Raw genomic sequence first — 21,340 nt, 5'->3', positions numbered from 1 at the left:
GGGGTGGGTGGGAGATCCACGCCAACCAACGGCGAAGCCGAACTCGTAGTCGAACGCCAGGACGCGGTCGACCCGCTCTACCCTCTCTACCGAGTCACCGGAACAGGACAACAGGTAAGCCTGGACGCCCCAGCCGTGGAACGGGCCTGGACCCGGATGGTGGCGGGCTCCGCCTGTCTGCTCACCGGTGTCAGCACCCGGCTGCTCGACATGACCGTGGCATACGTGAAGACCCGCCACCAGTTCGACCGGCCCGTCGGATCCTTCCAGGCGGTCAAGCACAAGCTGGCCGACGTCGCCACCGGCGTGGACCTGTCGCAGGCCGCGTCCTTCGCCGCCTTCCGCGACACCGGCGCCCCGGACGCCCAGGTACGGGCCGCCGTGGCCAAGGCGTACGCGGGGGAGGCCGCCCGGCAGGCAGACGTGGAGGCACTCCAACTGCACGGCGGGATCGGGTTCACCCTGGAGTACGGCCTCCAGTTCTGGCTGAAACGCGCGATGGCCCTCTCGGCCGCCTACGGCACCGCCCGCGAGCACCGACGATCACTCGCCGTGCGTTTGCTGGCCAGGGAAGCGGCCCGATGAACCTGGAAGAGCTGGGCTTCTGGCGGATCGCCCGCCGGTCCCCCGAGAACGTCGCGGCCGTCGAGCCGGACGGCACCACGGTGACGGCGGGCGACCTGCTGGCCCGGGTGAACCGGATCACCCGCCTGCTGCGCGACCTCGGCCTGACCGGCGGGGACCGGGTCGCGCTGGTGGCCGCCAACGAGGTCGCCGCGCTGGAGACCGTGCTCGCCTGCCACCAGGCCGGGTGGTACCTGGTGCCGGTCAACACCGCGCTCAGCGCGGCCGAGATCGCCCACATCATCGGCGACTGCGCGCCGGGCGCGGTGGTGACCTCCGCCCGGTACGCCGACACCGTCCGGGCCGCCCTCGACCAGGCGGGCGTCGACGCGGAACGCCGGTTCGCCACGGGACCCGCCGACGGCTTCCGCGTGCTGGCCGAGGCCGCCGCGCCGTACTCGGGGGAGTGGGCCGAGGACCGCGCGCCCGGCGCGTTCATGGCCTACACCTCCGGCACCACCGGCCGCCCGAAAGGGGTGCTCCGGGCGCTCGCCGCCGGTGACCCCGACGACGTCTACGCCGCCGGGTCGGCCTGGCAGCTGGGCATGTTCGAGGTCGAGCCGTTCGCGGACGGCACCCACCTGGTCACCTCGCCGCTGTCGCACACGGCGGTGAACGGGCTGGCGCTGGCCTCCCTGCACCTGGGGCACCGGGTGGTGCTGATGGAGCGCTTCGACGCCACCGGGATGCTCCAGCTCGTCGAGCGGGAGCGCGTGACCACCACGCACGTGGTGCCCACCCAGATGCACCGGCTGCTCGCCCTCGACCCCGCCGTGCGCGGGTCCTTCGACGTCTCCAGCATGCGCAACCTGATCCACGGCGCGGGGCCCTGCCCACCGGCGGTCAAGCGCGGCGTCATCGACTGGTTCGGCCCGGTGATCTACGAGTACTACGGGGCCAGCGAGGCCGCGGGCACGGTCATCTCCGCCCGCGAGTGGCTGGCCAGGCCCGGCAGCGTGGGCCGCGCTCAGCCGGGGGCCGCCGTGAAGATCATGGACGAGCACGGGCGTGCACTCGGCCCCGGCGAGCGGGGACGGGTCTACCTGGAGCTGGGCCCCCGGGCCTTCGAGTACCGGGGCGACCCCGAGAAGACCAGGTCCAGCGTCCTTGACGGCTGGGTCACCGTGGGCGACCTCGGCCACCTCGACGAGGACGGGTACCTCTTCCTGCTCGGCAGGACCGCCGAGGTGATCGTCTCCGGCGGGGTCAACGTCTACCCGGCCGAGGTGGAGGCCGCGCTGCTGGAACACCCCGGCATCGCCGACGCCGGGGTCGTCGGGGTGCCCGACCGGGAGTGGGGCGAGATCGTCTGCGCGGTCATCCAGCCCGCGGACGACGCCAGGGAACGGGCCGCCGCGCCCGGCTTCCGCGAGGAGGTCGTCGCGTTCTGCCGGGAGCGCCTGGCGGGCTTCAAGCTGCCCCGGCGCATCGAGATCGTGGCCGTCCTGCCGCGCGGGGCCAACGGAAAGCTTCGCAAACATCTGCTGCTGCCGGAGACCGACGGGAGGCCGACCGGGTGAGACCCCTGCCCCTGCCCACGCCCGACACCGCCGCGTTCTTCGCGGCCATCGACGCGGGCCGGCTCACGGTGCCCCGATGCGGCGCATGCGGCAGGTTCTTCCTGTATCCGCGCGCCTACTGCCCGTTCTGCACGTCCGGCCAGGTGGCCCTGGAGCCGGTCTCGGGGCGGGGCACGCTGGAGTCGTACGTGGTCAACCACCGGCCCGCGCCCGGCTTCGAGGAGGACGCGCCGTACGTCGTGGGGGTGGTCCGGCTGGCCGAAGGCCCCACGCTGTTCGCCGGCATCGAGGGCGAACCCGTCGTAGACGGCGAGCTCGAAGCGTTCTTCGAACCCCGGGGCGAGCGAAATGTCCTGAAATTTCGGATGAGGAAGGCGGCCGGATGAGCCTCCGTGGCAAGGTCGCGATCGTCGGCGCGGCCGAGACCGACCGCATCGGCAAGGTGCCCGACATGTCGGCGCTTGAGCTGCACGCCCAGGCGGCCGTCAACGCCCTGCGCGACGCCGGCCTCACCCCGGCCGACGTGGACGGGGTCGCCTCGGCGGGGGAGTCGCCCGTGGACGTGGCCGACTACCTGGGAATCCTCCCCGGCTACCTGGACGGCACCAACGTCGGCGGCAGCTCGTCCATGCTGCACGTGCGCCACGCGATGGCGGCCATCGCTTCCGGGCTCTGCACCACCGTCCTGGTCACCCACGGCGAGTCCGGGCGGTCCCGGGTCGGCATGGTGCCGTGGGCGCCCGCCCCGCAGTCGTCCATGGCGCAGTTCGAGGTCCCGCACGGCCCGATCGGCGCGCCCGCGCTCTTCCCGATCGGCGTGCGCCGGTACATGCACCTGTACGGCATGACCGAGGAGCAGCTGGCTACGGTCCCCGTCGTCCAGCGGCAGTGGGCGGCGCGCAACCCCCGCGCCAAGCTCCGCGACCCGATCACGGTGGCCGACGTGCTGGCCTCTCCGGTGATCGCCGACCCCATCCACCTGCTGCACTGCTGCCTGGTCACCGACGGCGGCGGCGCGCTGGTGCTCACCTCGGCCGAGCGTGCCCGCGACCACCGCGCGCCCGTCCACGTGCTGGGCGCGGGGGAGTCCAGCGAGTCCTCGGTCGTCTCGGGGCTGCGCGACCTGACCTCCTCCCGCGCCATCGAGCGGGGCGGGGCGGCGGCCATGCGGCAGGCCGGGATCTCGCACGGCGACGTGGACCACCTGATGATCTACGACGCGTTCGCGCACGTCCCGATCTACGGCCTGGAGGACCTCGGCTTCGTGCGGCGGGGTGAGGCGCCCGCGTTCATCGCCGACGGGAACACCGCGCCCGGCGGGCCGCTGCCGATGAACACCAACGGCGGCGGCCTCTCCTACACCCACACCGGCATGTACGGCATGTTCGCCATCCAGGAGTCGGTGCGCCAGCTGCGCGGAACCGCGCCGGCGCAGGTCCCCGGGGTCGAGGTCAGCCTGGTCACCGGAGTCGGCGGCATGTTCATGAGCTCGGGCACGCTGGTGCTGGGCAGTGCCCGAGCGCTCTGACCTATTAATTAGAAAGTCGTGATCTGGACGGCCGCGGCGGTGAATGGCCTGGTCGGCGGCTATGCGGCTGTCTATGGGACGGGTTTCTGGTTAATACTCGTCCGGGAGGAACTTGACCAGGGCGGTCCGCCGCGCCCGGCAGACCACGACGTCGTTCTGGTTGAGGCCCCGGTGCTCCAGGGTCACGATGCCCTGGCCTGGGCGTGAGGCGGACGGCCGCTTGTCGATGATCTCGCTCTCGCAGTAGAGGGTGTCCCCGATGAACACCGGCGCGGGGAAGGCGATCTCGCCGAAGCCGAGGTTGGCCACCGTGGTCTTCTGGGTCAGGTCGCCGACCCCGATCCCGCCCACGATGGCCAGCGTGAGCAGGCTGTTCACCAGCCGCTGCCCGAACTCGCTCTCGGCCGAGCGCACCGCGTCCAGATGCAGGGTCTGGGTGTTCATGGTGATGCTGCAGAACAGCACGTTGTCAGCCTCGGTGATGGTTCGGCCGGGTTCGTGCTTGAAGATGTCACCGACGTGCATCTCCTCGAAGTAGAGCCCGCGCCTGGTGTGTACGGTCACGCTTGTTCTCATTTCGTTAGTTCGGCCCGGTGATCGGGGTGGGCGACGTGGGCGAGCGACTCCGCGCGCTCGGCCGTGGTTTTGCCGCGCAGCCAGGCGACGCCGTACTCGGTCACGACCGCGTCGGGCGTGTGCCGGGGGATGGTGGTCGCGGCGCCGGGGGCCAGCGCGGGCACGATCCGGCTGTGTTTCCCGTCGGGGGTGGTGGAGCCCATGGCGATGACGGACAGGCCGCCGGGGGAGCCGTGGGCGGCCTCGGCGAAGTCGGCGGCGCCGCCGACCCCGCTGACCTGCCTGCCTCGTACGGTCTCGGCGTTGACCTGGCCCAGCAGGTCGACCTCCACGGCCGAGTTGACCGACACCAGGCCGGACAGGCCGCCCAGCCGGCGCGGCGCGTGGCCGGTCCGGCTGTCGAAGACGCCGATCGCCGGGTTGCCGTCGGCGAACTCCATCAGCGTGCGGGTGCCCATGAGCTCGACGGCCGAGACGGCGGGGCACGGCATCATGTCCAGCGGGCTGAGCATGCCGTGCTGGAAGAGCGCCACCATGGCGTCGGTGGCCATGCCGACCACGCGGACGCCGCGCAGGCCGCTCGCGGCCAGGCCGTGGATGAGGGATTCGGGGACCGTGCCGAGGCCGAACTGCAGCACGGGGCGGTCCGGCAGCAGGTCGAGCACGTGTGCCGCGATGCGGTCGCCGAGCGGGTCGCGGGCCGCCTCGTGGTATTCGCACATCGGGGTGTCGGCCTCAACCAGCGCGGTGAGTTCCGAGATGTGCACGGCGGTGTCGCCGTGGGTGCGGGGGACCAGCGGGTCCACCTCGGCGAGCACGACCGTGGCCCGGCTGACCGCCGCCCGGACGTAGCTGGCCGAGGGGCCCAGGTTGCAGTACCCGTTCCGGTCCGGCGGGGAGACCCGTACCAGCGCGGCGTCGGTCTGCCAGTGGTCGAGCAGGGCGGGGACGGCCGAGGCGCGGGCGGGGACGTACTCCGACAGACGCCGGGCGGGACCGTAGGGGTGCCAGGTGAGGTAGCGCAGGTGGCCATGGCGCACCGCGTCGAGGAACGGGTAGCCGCCCAGCTGCAGTCCCGAGTAGAGGGTGGGGGCGGGCAGCAGGTCCGCGGTCTCGCCGAGGGCGCGGAGCAGGGTCTCCGGAGTGCCGCAGCCGGGGGAGCCCACGACGCGGGCGTTCGCGGGGAGCAGGCGAATGGCCTTGCCCGGCGGGAGCGTGGCGGGAAGTGGCATGAAGGGCAGCCAATCGTCGTACGGGCAACGCCTAACCGTAGTGTCGGCCAGCTAGTGAAGCAAGTGCTTGATTTACCTTGACACGGATCGCGGCACGTGGATAGCTTCCGGTAAAGCGAGCGCTTGATTTGTGGTGTTCCTGGAGGCAGCGGTCGTGACACTCGTCATCCAACAACTCGTGAACGGCCTCGCCCTCGGCGCCGTCTACGCTCTCTTCGGCGTGGGTTTCGCGCTGATCCTCACCAAGATGGGCATCCTCAACGTCGCCCACGGCACCTTCGCCACCTGGGGCGCGTTAGTCGCCTACTTCGCGGTGGCCGAGCTGGGCCTGCCCTTCCCCCTCGCGCTGGCGGCCGGCGTGCTGGCCGCCGGGATCATCGGCGTGCTGACCGACCTGGTGGCCTTCGAGCCGCTGCGCCGCCGGGGCGCCGGCACGTTCGCGCCCATCATCTCCTCCATCGGGATGTGGATCGTGCTGCTCACCGTGGCGCAGGCGGTCGGCGGGGGCTCCGCGACCAGCTTCCCCGACCACGCGATCCCGGCCGGGCCGATCCGGCTGGGCGGCCTGGTGATCCTCCCGGCGCAGCTGCTCAACATCGCCGCCGCGCTGCTGGTCGCCTTCGGGCTGCATCTGGCGCTGGCCAGGACCCGGTTCGGCGCCGCCGTGCGGGCGATCTCCGCCGACCCGAGGTCGGCCACCATCGTCGGCGTCAACGCGGCCCGCACGCTCCGGGTGGTGGCCTTCACCGCGGCCGCCATCGCCGGTCTCGCGGGCGTGCTCGCCGGGCTCTCCTCCAACAACGTCTCCTTCGACCTGGGCGAGGCGCTGCTGCTCAAGGGCTTCGCGGCGGTGGTCGTCGGCGGGTACGGCGACATCCGCGGGGCCGCCCTGGCCGGTTTCCTGATCGGCATCCTCGAAGTGGTCAGCGCCCAGTACATCTCCTCGGGCTTCCGGGACGCGATCACCTTCGGGGTGCTGCTGGTGATCCTGGTGGCCCGGCCCCAGGGCATGTTCGGCGAGCGCCGGCTGGTGCGCGCATGAACCTCGCGGCCTGGAACACGACCCTGCAGTTCGCGGGGGTCAGCGCGCTCTTCGCGCTCAGCATCTACGCCTCCCTGTGGACCGGCGTGCTCAGCCTGGCGCCCGTCTTCTTCGGCGCGGTCAGCGCCTTCACCTTCGGGTGGGCCACGATGACGCTGGGGCTGACCCCGGTGGCGGCGCTGGCGCTCGGCGCCGTGGGCGGAGGGCTGCTCGGGGTGCTCACCGCCTTCCTGGTGCTGCGGCTGGAGAGCCACTACCTGGCGATGGCCACCATCGCGCTGGTCCTCATCGGGCGGGTGCTGGTGATCAACATGGAGGGCTTCACCGGCGGCGTGGCGGGCACCCTGGCCCCCGGCGACCTGGGGACCTGGTTCTGGTGCCTCGGCTGCCTGGGCGCCGCCGCGTACGTGCTGGCCCGGCTGCGCGGCTCCCGGTTCGGGCTGGCGGCCTCGGCCGTACGGGAGGATCCGGCCGTGGCGCAGTCGCTGGGGATCTCCCCGCGCGCGGTGCAGCTGGTGGGCTTCACGCTCTCCGGCGTGTTCGGCGGGGTCGCGGGCGTGCTCCAGGCGAGCTTCCTCCAGTTCATCGGCCCGGACACCTTCTACACGCACCTGGGCTTCACCACCCTGGCCGCCGTCGTCCTCGGCGGCGCCTACCACTGGCTCGGCCCGATCATCGGCGCCGTCGTCTTCACCGCCCTGCCCGAGCTGCTGCGCGGCCCGCTGGGCGAGTTCGACTCCATCGTCACCGGCCTGCTGCTGGTCGTGATCATCGTCTACCTGCCCAGGGGGCTGGTCGACCTACGGCGGTTCCGCCTGCTGCGCGGCCGCGGGAAGGCGGTGGTGTCGGAATGAGCCTCGCGATTGAGATCGAGGGACTGGTCAAGACCTTCGGCGGGCTGCGCGCGGTCGCCGAGGTGGACCTGCGCGTCCCGCGGCGGAGCATCTACGGCCTGCTCGGCCCGAACGGAGCCGGGAAGACCTCCGTCGTCAACATCATCAGTGGTTTCCTGGCACCGGACCGGGGCGTGATCCGGGTGCACGGCCGGGAGACGCACGGGCTGCCGCCGTACCGGATCGCCCGGGAGGGGGTGGCCCGCACCTACCAGAACATCCGCCTGTTCCCCGGCATGACCGTGCTGGAGACGGTCGCCACCGGCGCCTACCACCGGCGGCGTTCCACCATCCTGGGGGCCGTGCTGCTCAGCCGCGCCGAGCGCAGGGAGCGGGCCGAGGTCGCCGAGAAGGCGCTCGCGCTGATCGAGCGGGTGGGCATCACGGCCTCGCCCGGCGCGCTGGCCGAGACGCTCTCCTACGGCGACCAGCGGCGGGTGGAGATCGCCAGGGCGCTGGCCGCCGAGCCGCGGGTGCTGCTGCTGGACGAGCCCACCGCCGGGATGAACGACGCCGAGTCCCGGCAGGTCGGCGAACTGCTGCTGGGCCTGCGCGCGGAAGGGCTGACGCTGGTCCTGATCGAGCACAACATGCGGCTGGTCGAGGAGTTCTGCGACGAGGTCACCGTGATGAACTCCGGCGCCGTGCTCGCCGTCGGCACGCTCGCGGCGTGCCTGGAACAACCCGATGTCAGGGAGGCCTATTTTGGCAAGCGATCCGATGCTCGCCGTATCGAAACTCTGCGCCGCGCACGGCGTGGTTGAGGCCGTCCGCGACGTCGACGTCCAGGTGCCCAAGGGGGCGCTGGTGGCGCTGGTCGGGGCCAACGGCGCCGGCAAGACCACCACCCTGAACTCGATCGCCGGGCTGCACAAACCGTCCTCCGGCACGGTCCTGGTCGGCGGCCGGAACGTCACGGGCTGGCCCTGCCACCGGCTGGTCAGGGCGGGCGTCGCGCTGGTGGCCGAGGGCCGCCGGGTGGCGCCCTCGCTCACCGTGCTGGAGAACCTGGAACTCGCCGCGTACGCCAAGCGCCGCGACAAGGCCGACTTCCAGCAGCAGATCGGCCGGGTCTACGACCTGTTCCCCGTGCTGGCGGAGCGGCGCGGCCAGTACGCCGGGCTGCTGAGCGGCGGCGAGCAGCAGATGCTGGCGGTCGGCCGGGCCCTGATGACCCGGCCGGACGTGCTGGTCCTGGACGAGCCGTCGATGGGCCTGGCCCCCTCGATCGTGGACGTGCTGTTCACCACCATCTCCACGCTGCACGAGACGGGCTCCACCATCCTGCTGGTCGAGCAGAACGCGGAGCTGGCCCTGGCCGTCAGCGACTACGTCTACGTCATGCACCGGGGCCGGATCGTCGCCGAGGGCGAGCCGGACGAGCTGCGCTCGCGTCCCGAGATCATGACCGCCCTGTTCGGCTAGAAAGGCACTCCTGTGAACGAGATCAGACTGGACGGGCAGGTCGCCGTGGTCACCGGCGCCGGTCGCGGGCTCGGCCGCGCGCACGCGCTGCTGCTGGCCGCGCGCGGCGCGGCGGTCGTGGTGAACGACGTCGGCGCGGCGCTGGACGGCGTCGGCGCCGAGCTGACCCCCGCCGGGCAGGTGGTCAAGGAGATCACCGAGGCGGGCGGCAGCGCGGTGGCCGACGCCACCGACATCAGCACGCCCGAGGGCGCCCAGCGGGTGGTCGACCTCGCGGTGGAGACCTTCGGGCAGCTGGACATCCTGGTCAACAACGCCGGGATCCTGCGTGACCGGACGATGGCCAAGCTGACCCGCGACGAGGTGGACCCGGTCCTCGCGGTGCACCTGGGCGGGACCGTCTGGATGACCAAGGCCGCCTGGCCGGTATTCACCGAGCGGCGGTACGGGCGGATCGTCAACACCACCTCCGCCGCCGGGCTTTTCGGCAACTTCGGCCAGACCGCGTACGCGGCGGCCAAGGCGGCCATCGTCGGCGTCACCAGGACGCTGGCCCTGGAGGGGGCCCGCCACGGCATCGCGGTCAACGCCATCGAGCCGGGCGCGCGCACCCGGATGACCGAGGACCTGCTGGGCGAACTGGCCGACCGGCTCGACCCCGGGCTGGTCTCGCCGCTGGTGGTCTGGCTGGCCGACCCCGCCTGCGACGTCACCGGCGAGGTGTACAACGTGGGCGGCGGCCGGGTGGCGCGGGTGGTCGTCGCGCAGACGCCGGGCTACTTCTCCCGGTCGGTGTCGCCGGAGGAGATCCGCGACAACTGGCACCAGATCAACGACCTGACCGAGGCGACCGTCGTCGAGACCTTCCAGCAGGAGCTGGACCTGCTGGTACGGCAGCTGTCCTGAGCTCACCCGGCACGATGTAAAGCAAGCGTTCGATGTAAAGTAAAGCAAGCGTTTGATAAACTTCAGCCCCGGACCTAAGGACAAGCGTGAAGTTCACCTATTTCCACCTGATGCCCTTCGACGGGCTGCCAGAGGATTTCGCCCAGAAGCATCGAAGCGTCTGGGTCGACATCGACCCCCGCCTCATGGACGTGCGGCGCATCCACCACCTCTACAACGACTACCTGGACGAGCTGGAGCACGCGGCGCGTACCGGCTTCGACGCCATCGGCGTCAACGAGCACCACAGCAACGCCTACGGCCTGATGTCGAGCCCGAACATGATGGCCGCCTCGCTCGCCCGCCGCACCGCCGACACCGACGCCAAGATCCTGGTCATGGGCGACGCGGTGCCGCTGTACAACCCGCCCATCCGGATCGCCGAGGAGCTGGCCATGCTCGACGTGATCAGCGGCGGCCGCCTCATCACCGGATTCCCCCTCGGCAGCAGCCAGGACACCAACTACGCCTACGGCATCAAGCCCGCTACCGTGCGCGAGCGGTACTACGAGGGCTTCGAGCTCATCCTCAAGGCCTGGCAGTCCCAGGAGGTGTTCAGCCACAACGGCCGCTACACCAAGCTCCGCTACGTCAACCCCTGGCCGAAGCCGCTCCAGCAGCCGCACCCGCCGATCTGGGTGCCCGGCAGCGGCTCCCTGGAGACCATGGACTTCGCCATCCGGCGCGGCTTCCCCTTCTTCTTCCTCTCCTACTTCGGCACCGAGTTCTCCGGCTCGATGTTGCGCCGCTTCTGGGAGCGGGCCGAAGCCGCGGGCGTGGACGACAATCCGTACCGGGTGGGCATGTTCCAGCCGATCCTCGTCGCCGACACCGACGAGGAGGCCGAGCGCCTCTACGCCGACCACGTGAAGTACTTCTACCGCCGGTGCACCCACACCTACCCCGGCTTCGCCGAGGCCCCCGGCTACAAGAGCGTCGAGTCGCTTCGCGCGGTGCTCCCGCCGCCCGGCGCCAAGTCGACCGCACGGCCGGACAGCTTCCGCGCGGCCAGGGACTACGAGTGGGCGGACTTCATCAACCTCGGCATCATCATCGCGGGCAGCCCCAGCACGGTCCGGGAGAAGCTGGAGCACCTGTCGTCGACCAATCGCATCGGCAACTGGATCGCCCTGATGCACATCGGCGACATGCCGCGCGAGAAGGCCATGAACAACATCGAGCTGTTCGCCACCAAGGTCAAGCCCGGCCTGTCCGGGGTCTTCTCCCAGTACGAGCACCACTGGTGGCCCAAACCCATCCCCGGCTTCGAACCGGCGGCCGTGGCTCCCGTGGCGGTGGCACGATGAGGCACACCTTCGAAGGCCCGCACCAGGGCGACGTCACCGTCGTCGACGAGCACGGCACGCCCGGCGGCCCTGTCGTGGTCTACCTGCACAGCGAGTGGGGCGCGTTGGAGGAGCCCCCGCTCTCCGGCGAGCTGCTGGACGGCGCCCGGGTCCTGGTCGCGCACCTGCCCGGCTGGGGCGTCTCCACCTCGGTCCGCGCCGCGTCCAGCCTGCCCGACCTGGCCCTGACCCTGTGGTGGGCGCTGGACCGGCTGGAGGTGGGTGCCGTGCGCCTGGCCGGGCACGGGCTAGGGGCCACCTTGGCCGCCGAGATGGCCGTCGCCCAGCCCGCCCGGGTCGACGCCCTCGCGCTGATGGCCCCCTGGGGCATGTTCGACGAGGCCGACCCCGGCGCCGACATGTTCGCGCTGCTGCCCAGGGACCTCAACCCGCTGATCTACGCCGATCCGGAAGGCCCGGTGGCGGCCGCGCAGCAGCCCAGGCCCGCCGACGCGCACGAGACCGGGCTGGCCGTCATCCGCCGGGTCCAGGTGCTCGGGGCGGCGAGCAACTACCTGTTCCCCATCCCGGACACCGGGATCGCCGAGCGGCTCTACCGGCTCGCCGGGGTTCCCGTACTGCTGGTGTGGGGGGCGCGGGACGGCGTGGTGCCGCCCTCGCTGGCCGGTCTGTGGTCGGACCACCTGCCGCACGCGCGCAGCGAGGTCGTGGCCGACGCCGCGCACATGGTCCCGTACGAGTCGGCGGACGCGCGCAAGCTCGTCGGCGAGTTCCTCACGGGCGCCCCGTGAGCGGTGCCCTCGGGAGCGGCTTCGACGACCCCGACCACACGCTGATCGCCGAGGCGGTCCGCGAACGCTGCGCCGAGTTCCCCGACGAGTACTGGGCCGCCTGCGACGCCGAGCACCGCTTCCCGTGGGAGTTCTTCACCGCCATGGCCGAGGGCGGCTGGCTGGGGATCGCGTTGCCGGAGGAGTACGGCGGCGCCGGCCGCGGCGTCACCGAGGCGGCGATCCTGCTCCGCGAGGTCGCCGCCTCCGGGGCGGCCATGAACGGCTGCACGGCCCTGCACATGAACCTGTTCGGACTCCAGCCGGTGCTCAAGTACGGCAACGAGCGGCTCAGGAAGACCTTCCTCCCGCCGGCCGCCGAGGGCAGGCTGCACGTCGCCTTCGCGGTCACCGAACCGGACGCGGGCACCGACACCTCCCGCATCAAGACGGCCGCGGAACGGGACGGCGACAACTGGGTGATCTCCGGCCAGAAGATCTGGACCAGCAAGGCGCTGGAGTCCGACGTCGCGCTGATCCTGGCCCGCACCGCCCCCGCGCCACCCGGCGAGCGGCACAGGTTCGAGGGCCTCAGCCTGTTTCTGATCGACCTGGACCGCGAGCACGTCGACATCCGGCCCATCCCCAAGGCCGGCCGCAACGCCGTCGCCAGCTGCGAGACCTTCTACGACCGGCTGCCGGTCGAGGGCTGGCGGCTGGTCGGCGAGGAGGGGAGGGGCTTCAAGCACATCCTGTCCGGGCTCAACCCCGAGCGCATCCTGATCGCCGCCGAGGCGGTCGGGATCGGGTACGCGGCGCTGCGCCGCGCCACCGAGTACGCCCGGGTGCGTGAGGTCTTCGACCGGCCGATCGGCGCCAACCAGGCCATCAGCCACCCGCTCGCCGACGCCTACGCCCGCCTGGAGGCGGCCTGGCAGATGACCATGGTGGCGGCCCGCCGTTACGACGCGGGCCTGCCTTGCGGGGCCGAGGCCAACATCGCCAAATACCTGGCCGCGCAGGCCGGCTACGACGCCGCCGACCGGGCCGTGCAGACCCACGGCGGGCTCGGTTACGCCCACGAGTTCCACGTCGAACGCTACTGGCGCGAGGCGCGGATCATGCGGCTGGCCCCGGTCAGCCAGGAGATGTCCCTGAACTTCATCGCGCAGCAGGTGCTCGACCTGCCGCGCTCGTACTGAGGGGCTTTCATGGCTCTTGAGGGCAGGCTGGCCGGGCAGGTGGCGTACGTGCTGGGCGGTGGCAGCCACGGCCCGGCCCGCGACGGCGAGGCGCTCCCGATGGGCAACGGCCGGGCCATCGCGCTCCGCCTGGCCGCGGAGGGCGCCACCGTGGTCGTCGGCGACATCGACCTCGGCCGGGCCCAGGCCACGGTGGACGCGCTGGCCGGGCCCGGCCTGGCGGTGGCGGTGGACGCCGCCGACGCCAAGTCCTGCCAGGCCGCCGTGGAGACCGCGCTCGGCGCCTACCGGCGCCTGGACGTCGTGGTCTGCAACGTCGGCATCTCCGGCCGGGAGCCGATCAAGGCGCAGAGCCTCGCGGAGTGGGAGCACTCCGAGGCGGTCAACGTCCGCTCCCACTGGCTCACCGCCCAGGCCGCGCTGGAACCGATGCTGGACCGCTCAAGCGGCGCGTTCGTCTTCGTCGGCTCCACCGCCGGGCTGCTGAGCAGCCGCCGGTCGTTGTCGTACGAGGCGACCAAGGCCGCGCAGCTCGCCGTCATGCGGCACATCGCCGTCCGGTACGCCTCCCGCGGCATCCGCTCCAACGCGGTCGTGCTCGGCGTCATCGACTCGGCCCTGGTCCGGCGCGAGTTCGGGGCGGAGGGGGCGCCCGCGCGGGCCGCCGTGGTCCCGATGGGCCGGGAGGGCCGCCCCGAGGAGGCCGCCGCCGCCGTGGCCTTCCTCGCCTCCGCCGACGCAGCCTACGTGACCGGCCAGAGCCTGATCGTGGACGGCGGCGTCAGCGCCTCCTGGCCCAGCCCCCTGAAGGGATAGACGTTCCCATGCGAAACGACGTGGTGATTCGCGGGGTCGGCATGACCCCGTTCGGCAAGTTCCTCGGCTCCTCCATGAAGGACCTGGGCCGGCAGGCGGCCCAGGCCGCGCTGGCGGACGCCGGCATGGAGGTCGGCGACATCCAGGCGGTGTTCTTCGCCAACGCGCTCGCCGGTCTCATCACCGGCCAGGAGAGCATCAGGGGCGAGACCGTCACCTACCCCCTCGGGTTCGGCACCATCCCGGTGCACAACGTGGAGAACGCCTGCGCCTCCGGCGGCAACGCGCTGCACCTGGCGTGGCTGGCGGTCGCCTCCGGTATGCACGACACCGTGCTGGCGCTGGGCGTGGAGAAGGCCAATCACGAGGACCGTACCCGGACGTTCCGCGCATTCGGCGCGGGCATGGACGTGGAGGACGGGTTCGCGGTCGGCGACGGCGCGGGGGAGGACCGCAGCCCCTTCGTGGACCGGCAGGCGCGCCTGGCCAGGACGCTTTTCGGCGAGCGCGGCGTGAGCATGGCGGGCCTGGCCAGGGTGACCTCGCGGTCGCTGGAGAACGCCCGGCTCAACCCGATGGCGCACCGCAGGTTCGGCGGCTCCCCGGAGGACGTGCTGAAGGCCCGGGTGGTGGTGGATCCGCTCACCGTGCTGATGAGCTCCCCGATCAGCGACGGCGCGGCGGCTGTGGTGGTGACCCGGGCGGGTTCCTCGCCGCGCGACGTCAGGATCCTGGCCTCCCGGCTGGCCACCCGCCCGCCCAAGGGCGCCGAAGGCGCGCCCGGTGCCGCCAAGGCCGCGGGGCTGGCGGCGTACGAGCAGGCGGGGCTCGGTCCCGGGGACGTCGACTTCGCCGAGGTCCACGACGCCTCCGTCGCGTACGAGCTGCTCACCTGGAGCGAGCTCGGGCTCTGCGCGCCCGGCCAGGAGGAGGAGTGGGCCATGACGGGCGTCACCGAACGTTCGGGCGCGATGCCGGTGAACGTCTCCGGCGGCCTCGTCGGGCGCGGTCACGCCCTCGGGGCCAGCGGCCTCGCCCAGATCCACGACATCACCCAGCAGATCCGGGGCGAGGCGGGCGAGCTCCAGCTACCCCACGTACGCGCCGGTCTGGCCCAGATCGGCGGGGGCGTCATCGACTGGGAGACCGCCGCCTCCACCGTGCACATCCTGGCCGCCGGATGAACGTCGTCGACGGCCACATGCACATCCTGGACGCCTCCTGGCTGCCGGAAGGGCTGCGCCGGGCGTGGGCACGGCAGGCGGCAGGGCGTACCCATCCCGAACGGGACCCGGCCGAGATCTTCCATCGGGTCGGAATGGGCCAGAGCGACCCGGACGGCGCGCTGACCATCGCCGCCTTCGACCGGGCCGGGGTCGCCGCCGGGGTGATGCCGGTCGTGGACTGGACGATCGTCGGCCGCCCGGCGGGGGAGCACCTGCCCATCCGCGACCTGCACGCCCGCAACCAGGCGCTGGCCGACGCGGTCCCCGGCAGGCTCTTCTTCTGCGCGGGGATCGACCCCCGCCACCCCGACGCCGCCGGGATCCTGGACCACGCGGCCCGGATGCCCGGCTGCCGGGGGGTGAAGCTCTACCCGGCGGCGGGCTGGGACCTGGGCGACCCGGCCCACGCGTGGCTGTTCGAGCGGATCCTGGAGCTGGACCTGCCCGTGGTCGTGCACACCTCCCCGCTGGGCGGCGACCCGCTGCAGACCGTGCGCTCCCGGCCCGCCGAGGTGGCCGCCCTGCTGGCCAGGTACCCGGCGATGACCGTCGTCTTCGCGCACGCCGGTCTCGAGGCCTGGTGGGCGGAGGCCCTGGACGCCGCCACCGGCTGGCAGCGGGCCTACCTGGAGCTGTCGTTGTGGCAGCGCTGCGCGCTCGCCGACTACCCCGAGTTCCGCCGGCGCGTCGCCAGGATGCGCGCCCAGCTCGGGGCGCATCGGCTCATCTTCGGCTCCGACATCATCCGCGGCGACCGGTCGGACCCCCGGGGCGAGGAGCTCATGACCTGGATCGATAGGGTCGCCAGCCTGGCGGAGCCGTACGCAGGGGAGCCGCCCGTCCTGGCCGCGGAGGAACTCGCACTGTTTCTGGCCGCCAACGCGGTCCGTGTCTTTAACCTCAACGTCTTCAACCTCAAGGAGCTGTCATGAGCGACACGATGGGAGAGATCTTCGAGAAGGCCGGCCGACGCTTCGGCCCCCGCGTCGCGGCCGAGTCGCAGGGCGCCAGCCGTACCTTCGCGGAGGTGGTGGCGGCGGGGCGGCGGCTGGCTCATGCGCTGCGCTCGCGCGGGCTGGCGCCAGGGACCCATGTCGCCGCGCTCCTGGAGAACCGGATCGAGTCCCTCGAGGTCTACGTCGGGCTGGCCCTCGGCGGCTACCCCGTGGTGCACGTCAACGACCGGCTCACCGCCGAGGAGATCGACTACGTGCTGACCGACTCGGGGGCGCGGGCCCTGGTGCACACCGACGGGGTCGCCGCCACGGTCGCGCGCACCCGGTCGGCGGCCGGGCTGGCGGCGTGGCTGGCCATCGGCGGGGCTGGCGGCGAGTCCTACGCCGAGGCGCTGCGCGGGTCGAGCGACGAACCGCTGCCGCCCACGGCCACCCCTTCGGATATCGCCATCATCGGCTACACCAGCGGGACCACCGGCTTCCCCAAGGGGGCGCTCGCCTCGCACCGCGCCGTCGTGGGCTGCACCAAGCTGGTCCCGTACGCCTACCGCCTGCCGTTGCACGGGCACTGCGCCTTCCCGGGCGGCTGGTCCTTCGTGTCCGGCATCTGGGGCGTGATTTTTCCGCATTTCTACACCGGCGGCACGGTCTCCTTCATCCCCGGCGCCACCCCCGAGCAATGGGGCGCGCACATGGCCGAGCGCGGCTCCACCTTCACGCTTGGCCTCACCCCGCTGATCCCGGGCCTCCTGGAGGCGCTGCGGCTCTATCCGCAGGTTCTCGACACCCTCCTGTCCGTGCTGCACTCGGGCGGACCGCTCCCACCCGAACTGGCCGGGACGCTGGTGGACGTGATCGGCGACCGGCTGGTCGAGACGTGGGGCATGACCGAGGTGGTCGGGCCGATCACCATCACCAACCGCGCCGACTGGACCGGCCGCACCCAGGCCAAGGACATCTTCGCCTCGGTGGGCCGCCCGCTGCCCACGGCCGCGGTCCGGGTGGTGGACTCCGACCGCGAGCCGGTCCCCGTGGGGGAGGTCGGCGAGCTCGTCATCGAGTGCGACACCATGTTCTCCGGGTACCAGGGCCAGCCGGAGAAGACCGCCGAGGTCTTCAGCGACGGCGAGTACTACACCGGCGACCTGGGCTACCAGGACGAGGCCGGGTACTTCTACGTCACCGGGCGCTCCAAGGAACTGATCATCACCGGGGGCGCCAACGTGTACCCGGCGGAGGTCGAGCGGGTCCTGCTCACCATGGACTCGGTGGCGGACGCCGCCGCCTTCGGCCTCCCCGACGACCGGTGGGGTGAGGCCGTCTCGGTCGCCGTGGTGGTGAAGCCCGGGGAGACGCTCACGGAAGAGCAGATCGTGGAGTACGTCCAGGAGCGGCTCGCCTCGTACAAGAAGCCGCGGAGGATCTTCTTCGTGGCGGCGTTGCCCCGCAATTCCAGCATGAAGGTGATGAAACACGTGCTGCGCGAGTCGTTCCTGAACCCCGAGGGGAGCACGCTGTGAAGATCGGCATCAGTGAGTGGTACCCGGGGGCCGGTCCCCGCGCCGGGCGCTGGTCCATCGAGTCGGCCCAGCTCATCGAGGAACTCGGTTTCCACTCGGTGTGGCTGCCCGAGCACGTGGTCTTCATGCCGCGTTACACCTCCAAGTACCCGTACGAGCAGGCGGGCGCGGTCGAGGTCAACGCCACCAGGGGCGTGCACGACCCGCTCGTGCTGGCGGGTGCCATCGCCGCCGCCACCTCGCGGATCCGCATCGGCACGTACGTGATGGTCGTCCCGCAGCGGAACCCCGTCGTGACCGCCCGCCAGATCGCCACCGTGGACCAGCTCTCCGGCGGCCGCTTCAACTTCGGCGTCGGCGTCGGCTGGTCCGCCGAGGAGTACGCGGTCCTCGACGTGCCCTTCGAACGCCGGGGAGCCCGCATGGACGAATACCTCCGCGCCATGAAAGCCACCTGGTCCGACGACGACCTAACCGAATTCCACGGCGAGTTCGTCGACTTCCCCCCGCTGTACGCCTTCCCCAAACCGATCCAGCGCCCCCACCCCCCGATCATCGTCGGCGGCAACAGCCCCGCCACCCTCCGCCGCATCGTCGAACTCGGCGACGGCTGGGCCGGCTACAGCCAGAGCTACGACGACATCGCCCGCTTCACCGAAGAACTGGAGAGCCGCCTGGTCGCCGCCGGTCGTAGCCGCGCCGACGTGTCCCTGCGGGTCGGCCGCCGCGCCAAGGGGAAAACGGAGAAGGACTGGGAGGACGACGCCGTCTACATCCGCCGCTGCGCCGAACTGGGCCTCGACGAGGTGGTGGTCTCCCCGCGAATCGGCGACGACGCCTACGAACGCGACATGACCAGATACGCCGAGATCGTCGGCCTCCGCTGACCTCGCTGGTCTGGAAATATCGCTTGAGTTCGTCGGTGCCACGCTGGCCCCTCTAACCGCAGGACCCGAACGTATCTGCTGAATGCCTCCCCCGCCTTGGCGTCCGCTGTCTCATGATCTTGTACAGCGGCGTTTGGCCGAGACGAGCGCTTGTTCCTCGCGGGTTGAGGGTCTGCGGGTTGGTGTGCTGCTCCTGATCGGGCGTGGCGGATGGATCTTCGGATGGCGGTGGGTGGGTAGATCTTTTCACGGGGGCTGTGACCTGCGGTTTTGTCGCGGAGCGAGGCTAAATGTCGTAGCCGCCCGATAGCGTGAGGGTGGTTGTTCGGATCCGCCGAAGCCGAAAGGGGGGCGCCTTCCATGCTCGGTTCTCCGATCGAGGTGCGGGATCCCTCCCGTGCGGAGGGCGTCCGCGGACGCGAACTGCCCGCGTTCCTCAAAGGCACGGTGCTGGACCCTGACTACGTCCCGCCCCAGCGTCCCGCCGACGACACCTACGACGACGCGCACAGCGACCCATACGGCGACGCGGGGCAGCAGAACACTCCGCAGCAGAACACACGGCAGCAGTTCCTCCACGGCCGCTCCCCCGACTCTGGTCCTTCCCCCGATCCTGGCCGCTCCACCGATCCTGGCCGCTCCCCCGACTCTGGTCGTTCCCCCGATCCTGGTCGTTCCCCCGATCCTGGCCGCTCGGCCGACGCTGGTCGCTCGGCGGGGTCGGAGGCCTGGGGCGAGCCGGTGGAATCGGGGGTGCTGGTGGCCCAGTTCCGGCAGCTCGCGTCCCGGATTGCGGTGACCGACCTGCCCGAGGCCTGCGGGTTGTGCGTGGGCGAGACGGAAGACCTGCTGTTCGCCCAGGACCGGCTGAGCTCGGCGATCGCCGCCCGGGTGGGACGCGTCCACGCCACCGGTGAGGCCAAAAGCGCCGGCAGCGGCGGGCACGCCTCCACCGGGACCTGGCTGCGCGCCTCGGCGGGGATGACCGGTGCGGGCGCTTCCCGTCTGATCCGGCTCGCCATGCAGCTGGCCCGGCTGCCCCTGGTCCGGGACCGGTTCGCGTCCGGCACGCTGGCCGAGGGGTCGGTCGAGGCCATCAGTCAGGTCACCGCCCATCTGGACGATGCGCAGGCGGCGCTAGCCGAGCCAATCCTGCTGGACCTGGCCGACAGCGCCTCCCCGGCGGAGATTCTCAAGGCCGGGCGATACCTGCGGGAGCTGCTGGACCCCGGCACGCTGGAGGATGACGCCGACACCGACTACGCCACCCGTTTCCTGCTGGTGCGCCCGTCCAGTACTGGCGGTGTGGAGGGGGAGTTCCGGCTGCCGCGGGAGGCCGGTGCCCGGCTGCGCGAGTTCCTGGCCGCCTACGCCCGGCCGAAGGGCAAAGACGAGGACCGCCCGCTCCGGGTCCGCCAGGCCGACGCGCTGTCGGCGCTGCTGACCAGGAAGGTCACCACCGAACTGCTGGTCCTGGTCCGCGCCGAATCCCTCCCCACCGACCACATCACCGGCCACCCCACACAGGACCACCCCACCACCGGCCACCCCACCACCACCGGCCATCCCACGCATGACGCCGACTCCACCCATGCGGCGTCCGGCACGTCCACCAGGCCCGCCACGCCCGCTAAATCCGCACCGCCCGCCATACCCGCCACGGGGGCGCCTCCATCGCAGAGCACAGCCGGACGCGCCGACACCGCCGCGGCCGACGCAGTCGCGGCCGACGCCTCCGACGCCTCCGACGCCTCCGACGCCGACACCGCTGACGCCGACACCACTGGCTCCAGCGATACCCGGCCCGGGACACCTCAGGCCAGTGACCGCTCGACCTGCCGCGCGGCCGGTCCCCGCCACACTGAAGGCACGGCCTCAGCCGCAGCGGGTGCCAGCAGCGTGGGCACCGATTCAGCCGGGATAGGTGCCGACAGCGCGAGCACGGGTTCAGCCGGAGCAGGTACTGGCAGCGCGGGCACCGGTTCAGCCGGAGCAGGTACCAGCAGCACGAGCACGGGTTCAGCCGGGACAGGTGCCGACAGCATTGACACCGGTTCAGCCGGAGCGGGCCCCGGCAGCGCGGGCACGGGTTCGGCCGGGGCGGGTGTCGGCAGCACGGACGCGGGTGAGAGGCCGGTGAGTGATGCGTGCAGGACCTGTGGGCACGCGCCGGACCGGCTCGCGCCCGGACTGCTGATCGCCACCGGGCAACTGCTGCCCATCTCCGACGTCCACCGACTCGCCCACACCTCACGGCTGGTCCGCATGGTCGTCAACGCGCACGGACGCGTCCTGGACATGGGCCGCGCCGTACGCCTGGCCACCCCCGCCCAGCGGCAGGCCATCCTGGCCCGCTACGCCACCTGCTACCGCGAGGGCTGCCCCATCCCCGCCGACATGGCCGAAATCGACCACGTCCAAGGCTGGGCCGAGGGCGGCACCACCGACCTCGACCAGCTTGCCCCCGCCTGCACCTGGCACAACCGCGACAAAGCAACCCACCCCGACCGCTACCGCACCCGCCGCAACCACGACGGCACCTGGACCCTCCTCTACCACGGCAAACGAAACCGCTACACCGGACGACTCCGACACTGAACCCAACCAGCACGAGCGCGCCACCCACCCGAACTGGTACGAGCGCGCCATCTACCCGGGCCGGGAACCGTCCGTGTCGACTTTGCGTGTCGACTCTCGTTTGGTCGGCGCCGACTTCGTCGGGTCCTTCGGCGTTGACAGCGCGGATGCCCTCGTCCGGATCTGCGGGGGATCGCGGCACTAGATCGCCGTCACTCCTCGTCGTCGCCCCCGCCACCTTCCCAAGGGACAACCCAAGGGACAATGCCTCGCAGTTCTCCCCGGCGGTTGACC

20 protein-coding genes are annotated in these 21,340 nt (G+C 71.7%); 18 read left to right on the top strand and 2 right to left on the bottom strand.

The features are described from left to right. The 4 genes from ABGB08_RS46520 to ABGB08_RS46505 form a co-directional block, all read left to right on the top strand. Positions 1 to 585 (top strand): acyl-CoA dehydrogenase family protein (locus ABGB08_RS46520; RefSeq protein ID WP_347604318.1); only part of this gene is annotated, 585 nt, incomplete at its 5' end. Beyond that, positions 582 to 2,144, top strand: coding sequence for an AMP-binding protein (locus tag ABGB08_RS46515; protein ID WP_347604316.1), 1,563 nt, complete (start codon positions 582 to 584; stop codon positions 2,142 to 2,144). The genes ABGB08_RS46520 and ABGB08_RS46515, both read left to right, overlap by 4 nt. Further along, positions 2,141 to 2,530, top strand: a complete 390-nt coding sequence (locus ABGB08_RS46510) for an OB-fold domain-containing protein (protein ID WP_347604314.1) — start codon at positions 2,141 to 2,143, stop codon at positions 2,528 to 2,530. Before ABGB08_RS46515 ends, ABGB08_RS46510 begins: the two co-directional genes overlap by 4 nt. Further along, positions 2,527 to 3,672: a thiolase gene (locus ABGB08_RS46505; RefSeq protein ID WP_347604312.1), complete on the top strand. Its 1,146-nt coding sequence runs from the start codon at positions 2,527 to 2,529 to the stop codon at positions 3,670 to 3,672. The genes ABGB08_RS46510 and ABGB08_RS46505 overlap by 4 nt, the downstream gene beginning before the upstream one ends. Positions 3,673 to 3,762: 90 nt before the next feature. On the opposite strand, the gene ABGB08_RS46500 is transcribed toward ABGB08_RS46505, so the two are convergent. Then, complete coding sequence (locus ABGB08_RS46500) at positions 3,763 to 4,236, bottom strand: MaoC family dehydratase (protein WP_347604310.1); 474 nt, start codon at positions 4,234 to 4,236, stop codon at positions 3,763 to 3,765. An 8-nt stretch (positions 4,237 to 4,244) separates the two neighbouring features. Then, positions 4,245 to 5,480 carry an acetyl-CoA hydrolase/transferase C-terminal domain-containing protein gene (locus ABGB08_RS46495; RefSeq protein WP_347604308.1) on the bottom strand — a complete coding sequence of 412 codons (1,236 nt, stop codon included), beginning with the start codon at positions 5,478 to 5,480 and terminating at the stop codon, positions 4,245 to 4,247. Between the two features lie 154 nt (positions 5,481 to 5,634). Between ABGB08_RS46495 and ABGB08_RS46490 the strand changes: the two genes are divergently transcribed. The 14 genes from ABGB08_RS46490 to ABGB08_RS46425 all read left to right on the top strand — a co-directional run bounded on the left by ABGB08_RS46490 (position 5,635) and on the right by ABGB08_RS46425 (position 21,067). Continuing rightward, entirely contained in the window at positions 5,635 to 6,522 is an 888-nt protein-coding gene (locus ABGB08_RS46490; RefSeq protein WP_347604306.1) for a branched-chain amino acid ABC transporter permease, read from the top strand. Beyond that, positions 6,519 to 7,376 carry a branched-chain amino acid ABC transporter permease gene (locus ABGB08_RS46485; protein WP_155355735.1) on the top strand — a complete coding sequence of 286 codons (858 nt, stop codon included), beginning with the start codon at positions 6,519 to 6,521 and terminating at the stop codon, positions 7,374 to 7,376. Before ABGB08_RS46490 ends, ABGB08_RS46485 begins: the two co-directional genes overlap by 4 nt. Beyond that, a complete protein-coding gene (locus ABGB08_RS46480; protein WP_347604304.1) occupies positions 7,373 to 8,179 on the top strand; it encodes an ABC transporter ATP-binding protein in 807 nt (268 codons plus the stop codon). The genes ABGB08_RS46485 and ABGB08_RS46480 overlap by 4 nt, the downstream gene beginning before the upstream one ends. Beyond that, entirely contained in the window at positions 8,121 to 8,840 is a 720-nt protein-coding gene (locus ABGB08_RS46475; protein WP_218041169.1) for an ABC transporter ATP-binding protein, read from the top strand. Before ABGB08_RS46480 ends, ABGB08_RS46475 begins: the two co-directional genes overlap by 59 nt. Before the next feature lie 12 nt (positions 8,841 to 8,852). Next, the gene (locus tag ABGB08_RS46470) at positions 8,853 to 9,746 is read left to right on the top strand and encodes an SDR family NAD(P)-dependent oxidoreductase (protein WP_347604302.1); all 894 of its coding nucleotides are present in this window, start codon (positions 8,853 to 8,855) and stop codon (positions 9,744 to 9,746) included. A gap of 86 nt (positions 9,747 to 9,832) precedes the next feature. Further along, positions 9,833 to 11,092 carry an LLM class flavin-dependent oxidoreductase gene (locus ABGB08_RS46465; protein WP_347604300.1) on the top strand — a complete coding sequence of 420 codons (1,260 nt, stop codon included), beginning with the start codon at positions 9,833 to 9,835 and terminating at the stop codon, positions 11,090 to 11,092. Continuing rightward, positions 11,089 to 11,883: an alpha/beta fold hydrolase gene (locus ABGB08_RS46460; protein WP_347604298.1), complete on the top strand. Its 795-nt coding sequence runs from the start codon at positions 11,089 to 11,091 to the stop codon at positions 11,881 to 11,883. The genes ABGB08_RS46465 and ABGB08_RS46460 overlap by 4 nt, the downstream gene beginning before the upstream one ends. After that, entirely contained in the window at positions 11,880 to 13,064 is a 1,185-nt protein-coding gene (locus ABGB08_RS46455; protein WP_347604296.1) for an acyl-CoA dehydrogenase family protein, read from the top strand. Before ABGB08_RS46460 ends, ABGB08_RS46455 begins: the two co-directional genes overlap by 4 nt. A 9-nt stretch (positions 13,065 to 13,073) precedes the next feature. Continuing rightward, positions 13,074 to 13,880, top strand: a complete 807-nt coding sequence (locus ABGB08_RS46450) for an SDR family oxidoreductase (protein WP_347604294.1) — start codon at positions 13,074 to 13,076, stop codon at positions 13,878 to 13,880. Positions 13,881 to 13,888: 8 nt separating this feature from the next. Further along, complete coding sequence (locus ABGB08_RS46445) at positions 13,889 to 15,064, top strand: thiolase family protein (protein ID WP_347604292.1); 1,176 nt, start codon at positions 13,889 to 13,891, stop codon at positions 15,062 to 15,064. Further along, positions 15,061 to 16,038 carry an amidohydrolase family protein gene (locus ABGB08_RS46440; protein WP_347604291.1) on the top strand — a complete coding sequence of 326 codons (978 nt, stop codon included), beginning with the start codon at positions 15,061 to 15,063 and terminating at the stop codon, positions 16,036 to 16,038. The genes ABGB08_RS46445 and ABGB08_RS46440 overlap by 4 nt, the downstream gene beginning before the upstream one ends. Next, complete coding sequence (locus tag ABGB08_RS46435; protein WP_347604289.1) at positions 16,035 to 17,582, top strand: AMP-binding protein; 1,548 nt, start codon at positions 16,035 to 16,037, stop codon at positions 17,580 to 17,582. Before ABGB08_RS46440 ends, ABGB08_RS46435 begins: the two co-directional genes overlap by 4 nt. Then, the gene (locus ABGB08_RS46430) at positions 17,579 to 18,469 is read left to right on the top strand and encodes an LLM class F420-dependent oxidoreductase (protein WP_347604287.1); all 891 of its coding nucleotides are present in this window, start codon (positions 17,579 to 17,581) and stop codon (positions 18,467 to 18,469) included. Before ABGB08_RS46435 ends, ABGB08_RS46430 begins: the two co-directional genes overlap by 4 nt. Before the next feature lie 360 nt (positions 18,470 to 18,829). After that, a complete protein-coding gene (locus ABGB08_RS46425; protein ID WP_347604286.1) occupies positions 18,830 to 21,067 on the top strand; it encodes a hypothetical protein in 2,238 nt (745 codons plus the stop codon). Positions 21,068 to 21,340 lie beyond the last annotated feature (273 nt).

The organism is Acrocarpospora sp. B8E8, from assembly GCF_039871605.1.
Lineage (GTDB): Bacteria > Actinomycetota > Actinomycetes > Streptosporangiales > Streptosporangiaceae > Acrocarpospora > Acrocarpospora macrocephala.
This window is presented reverse-complemented; position numbering and strand designations above follow the sequence as displayed.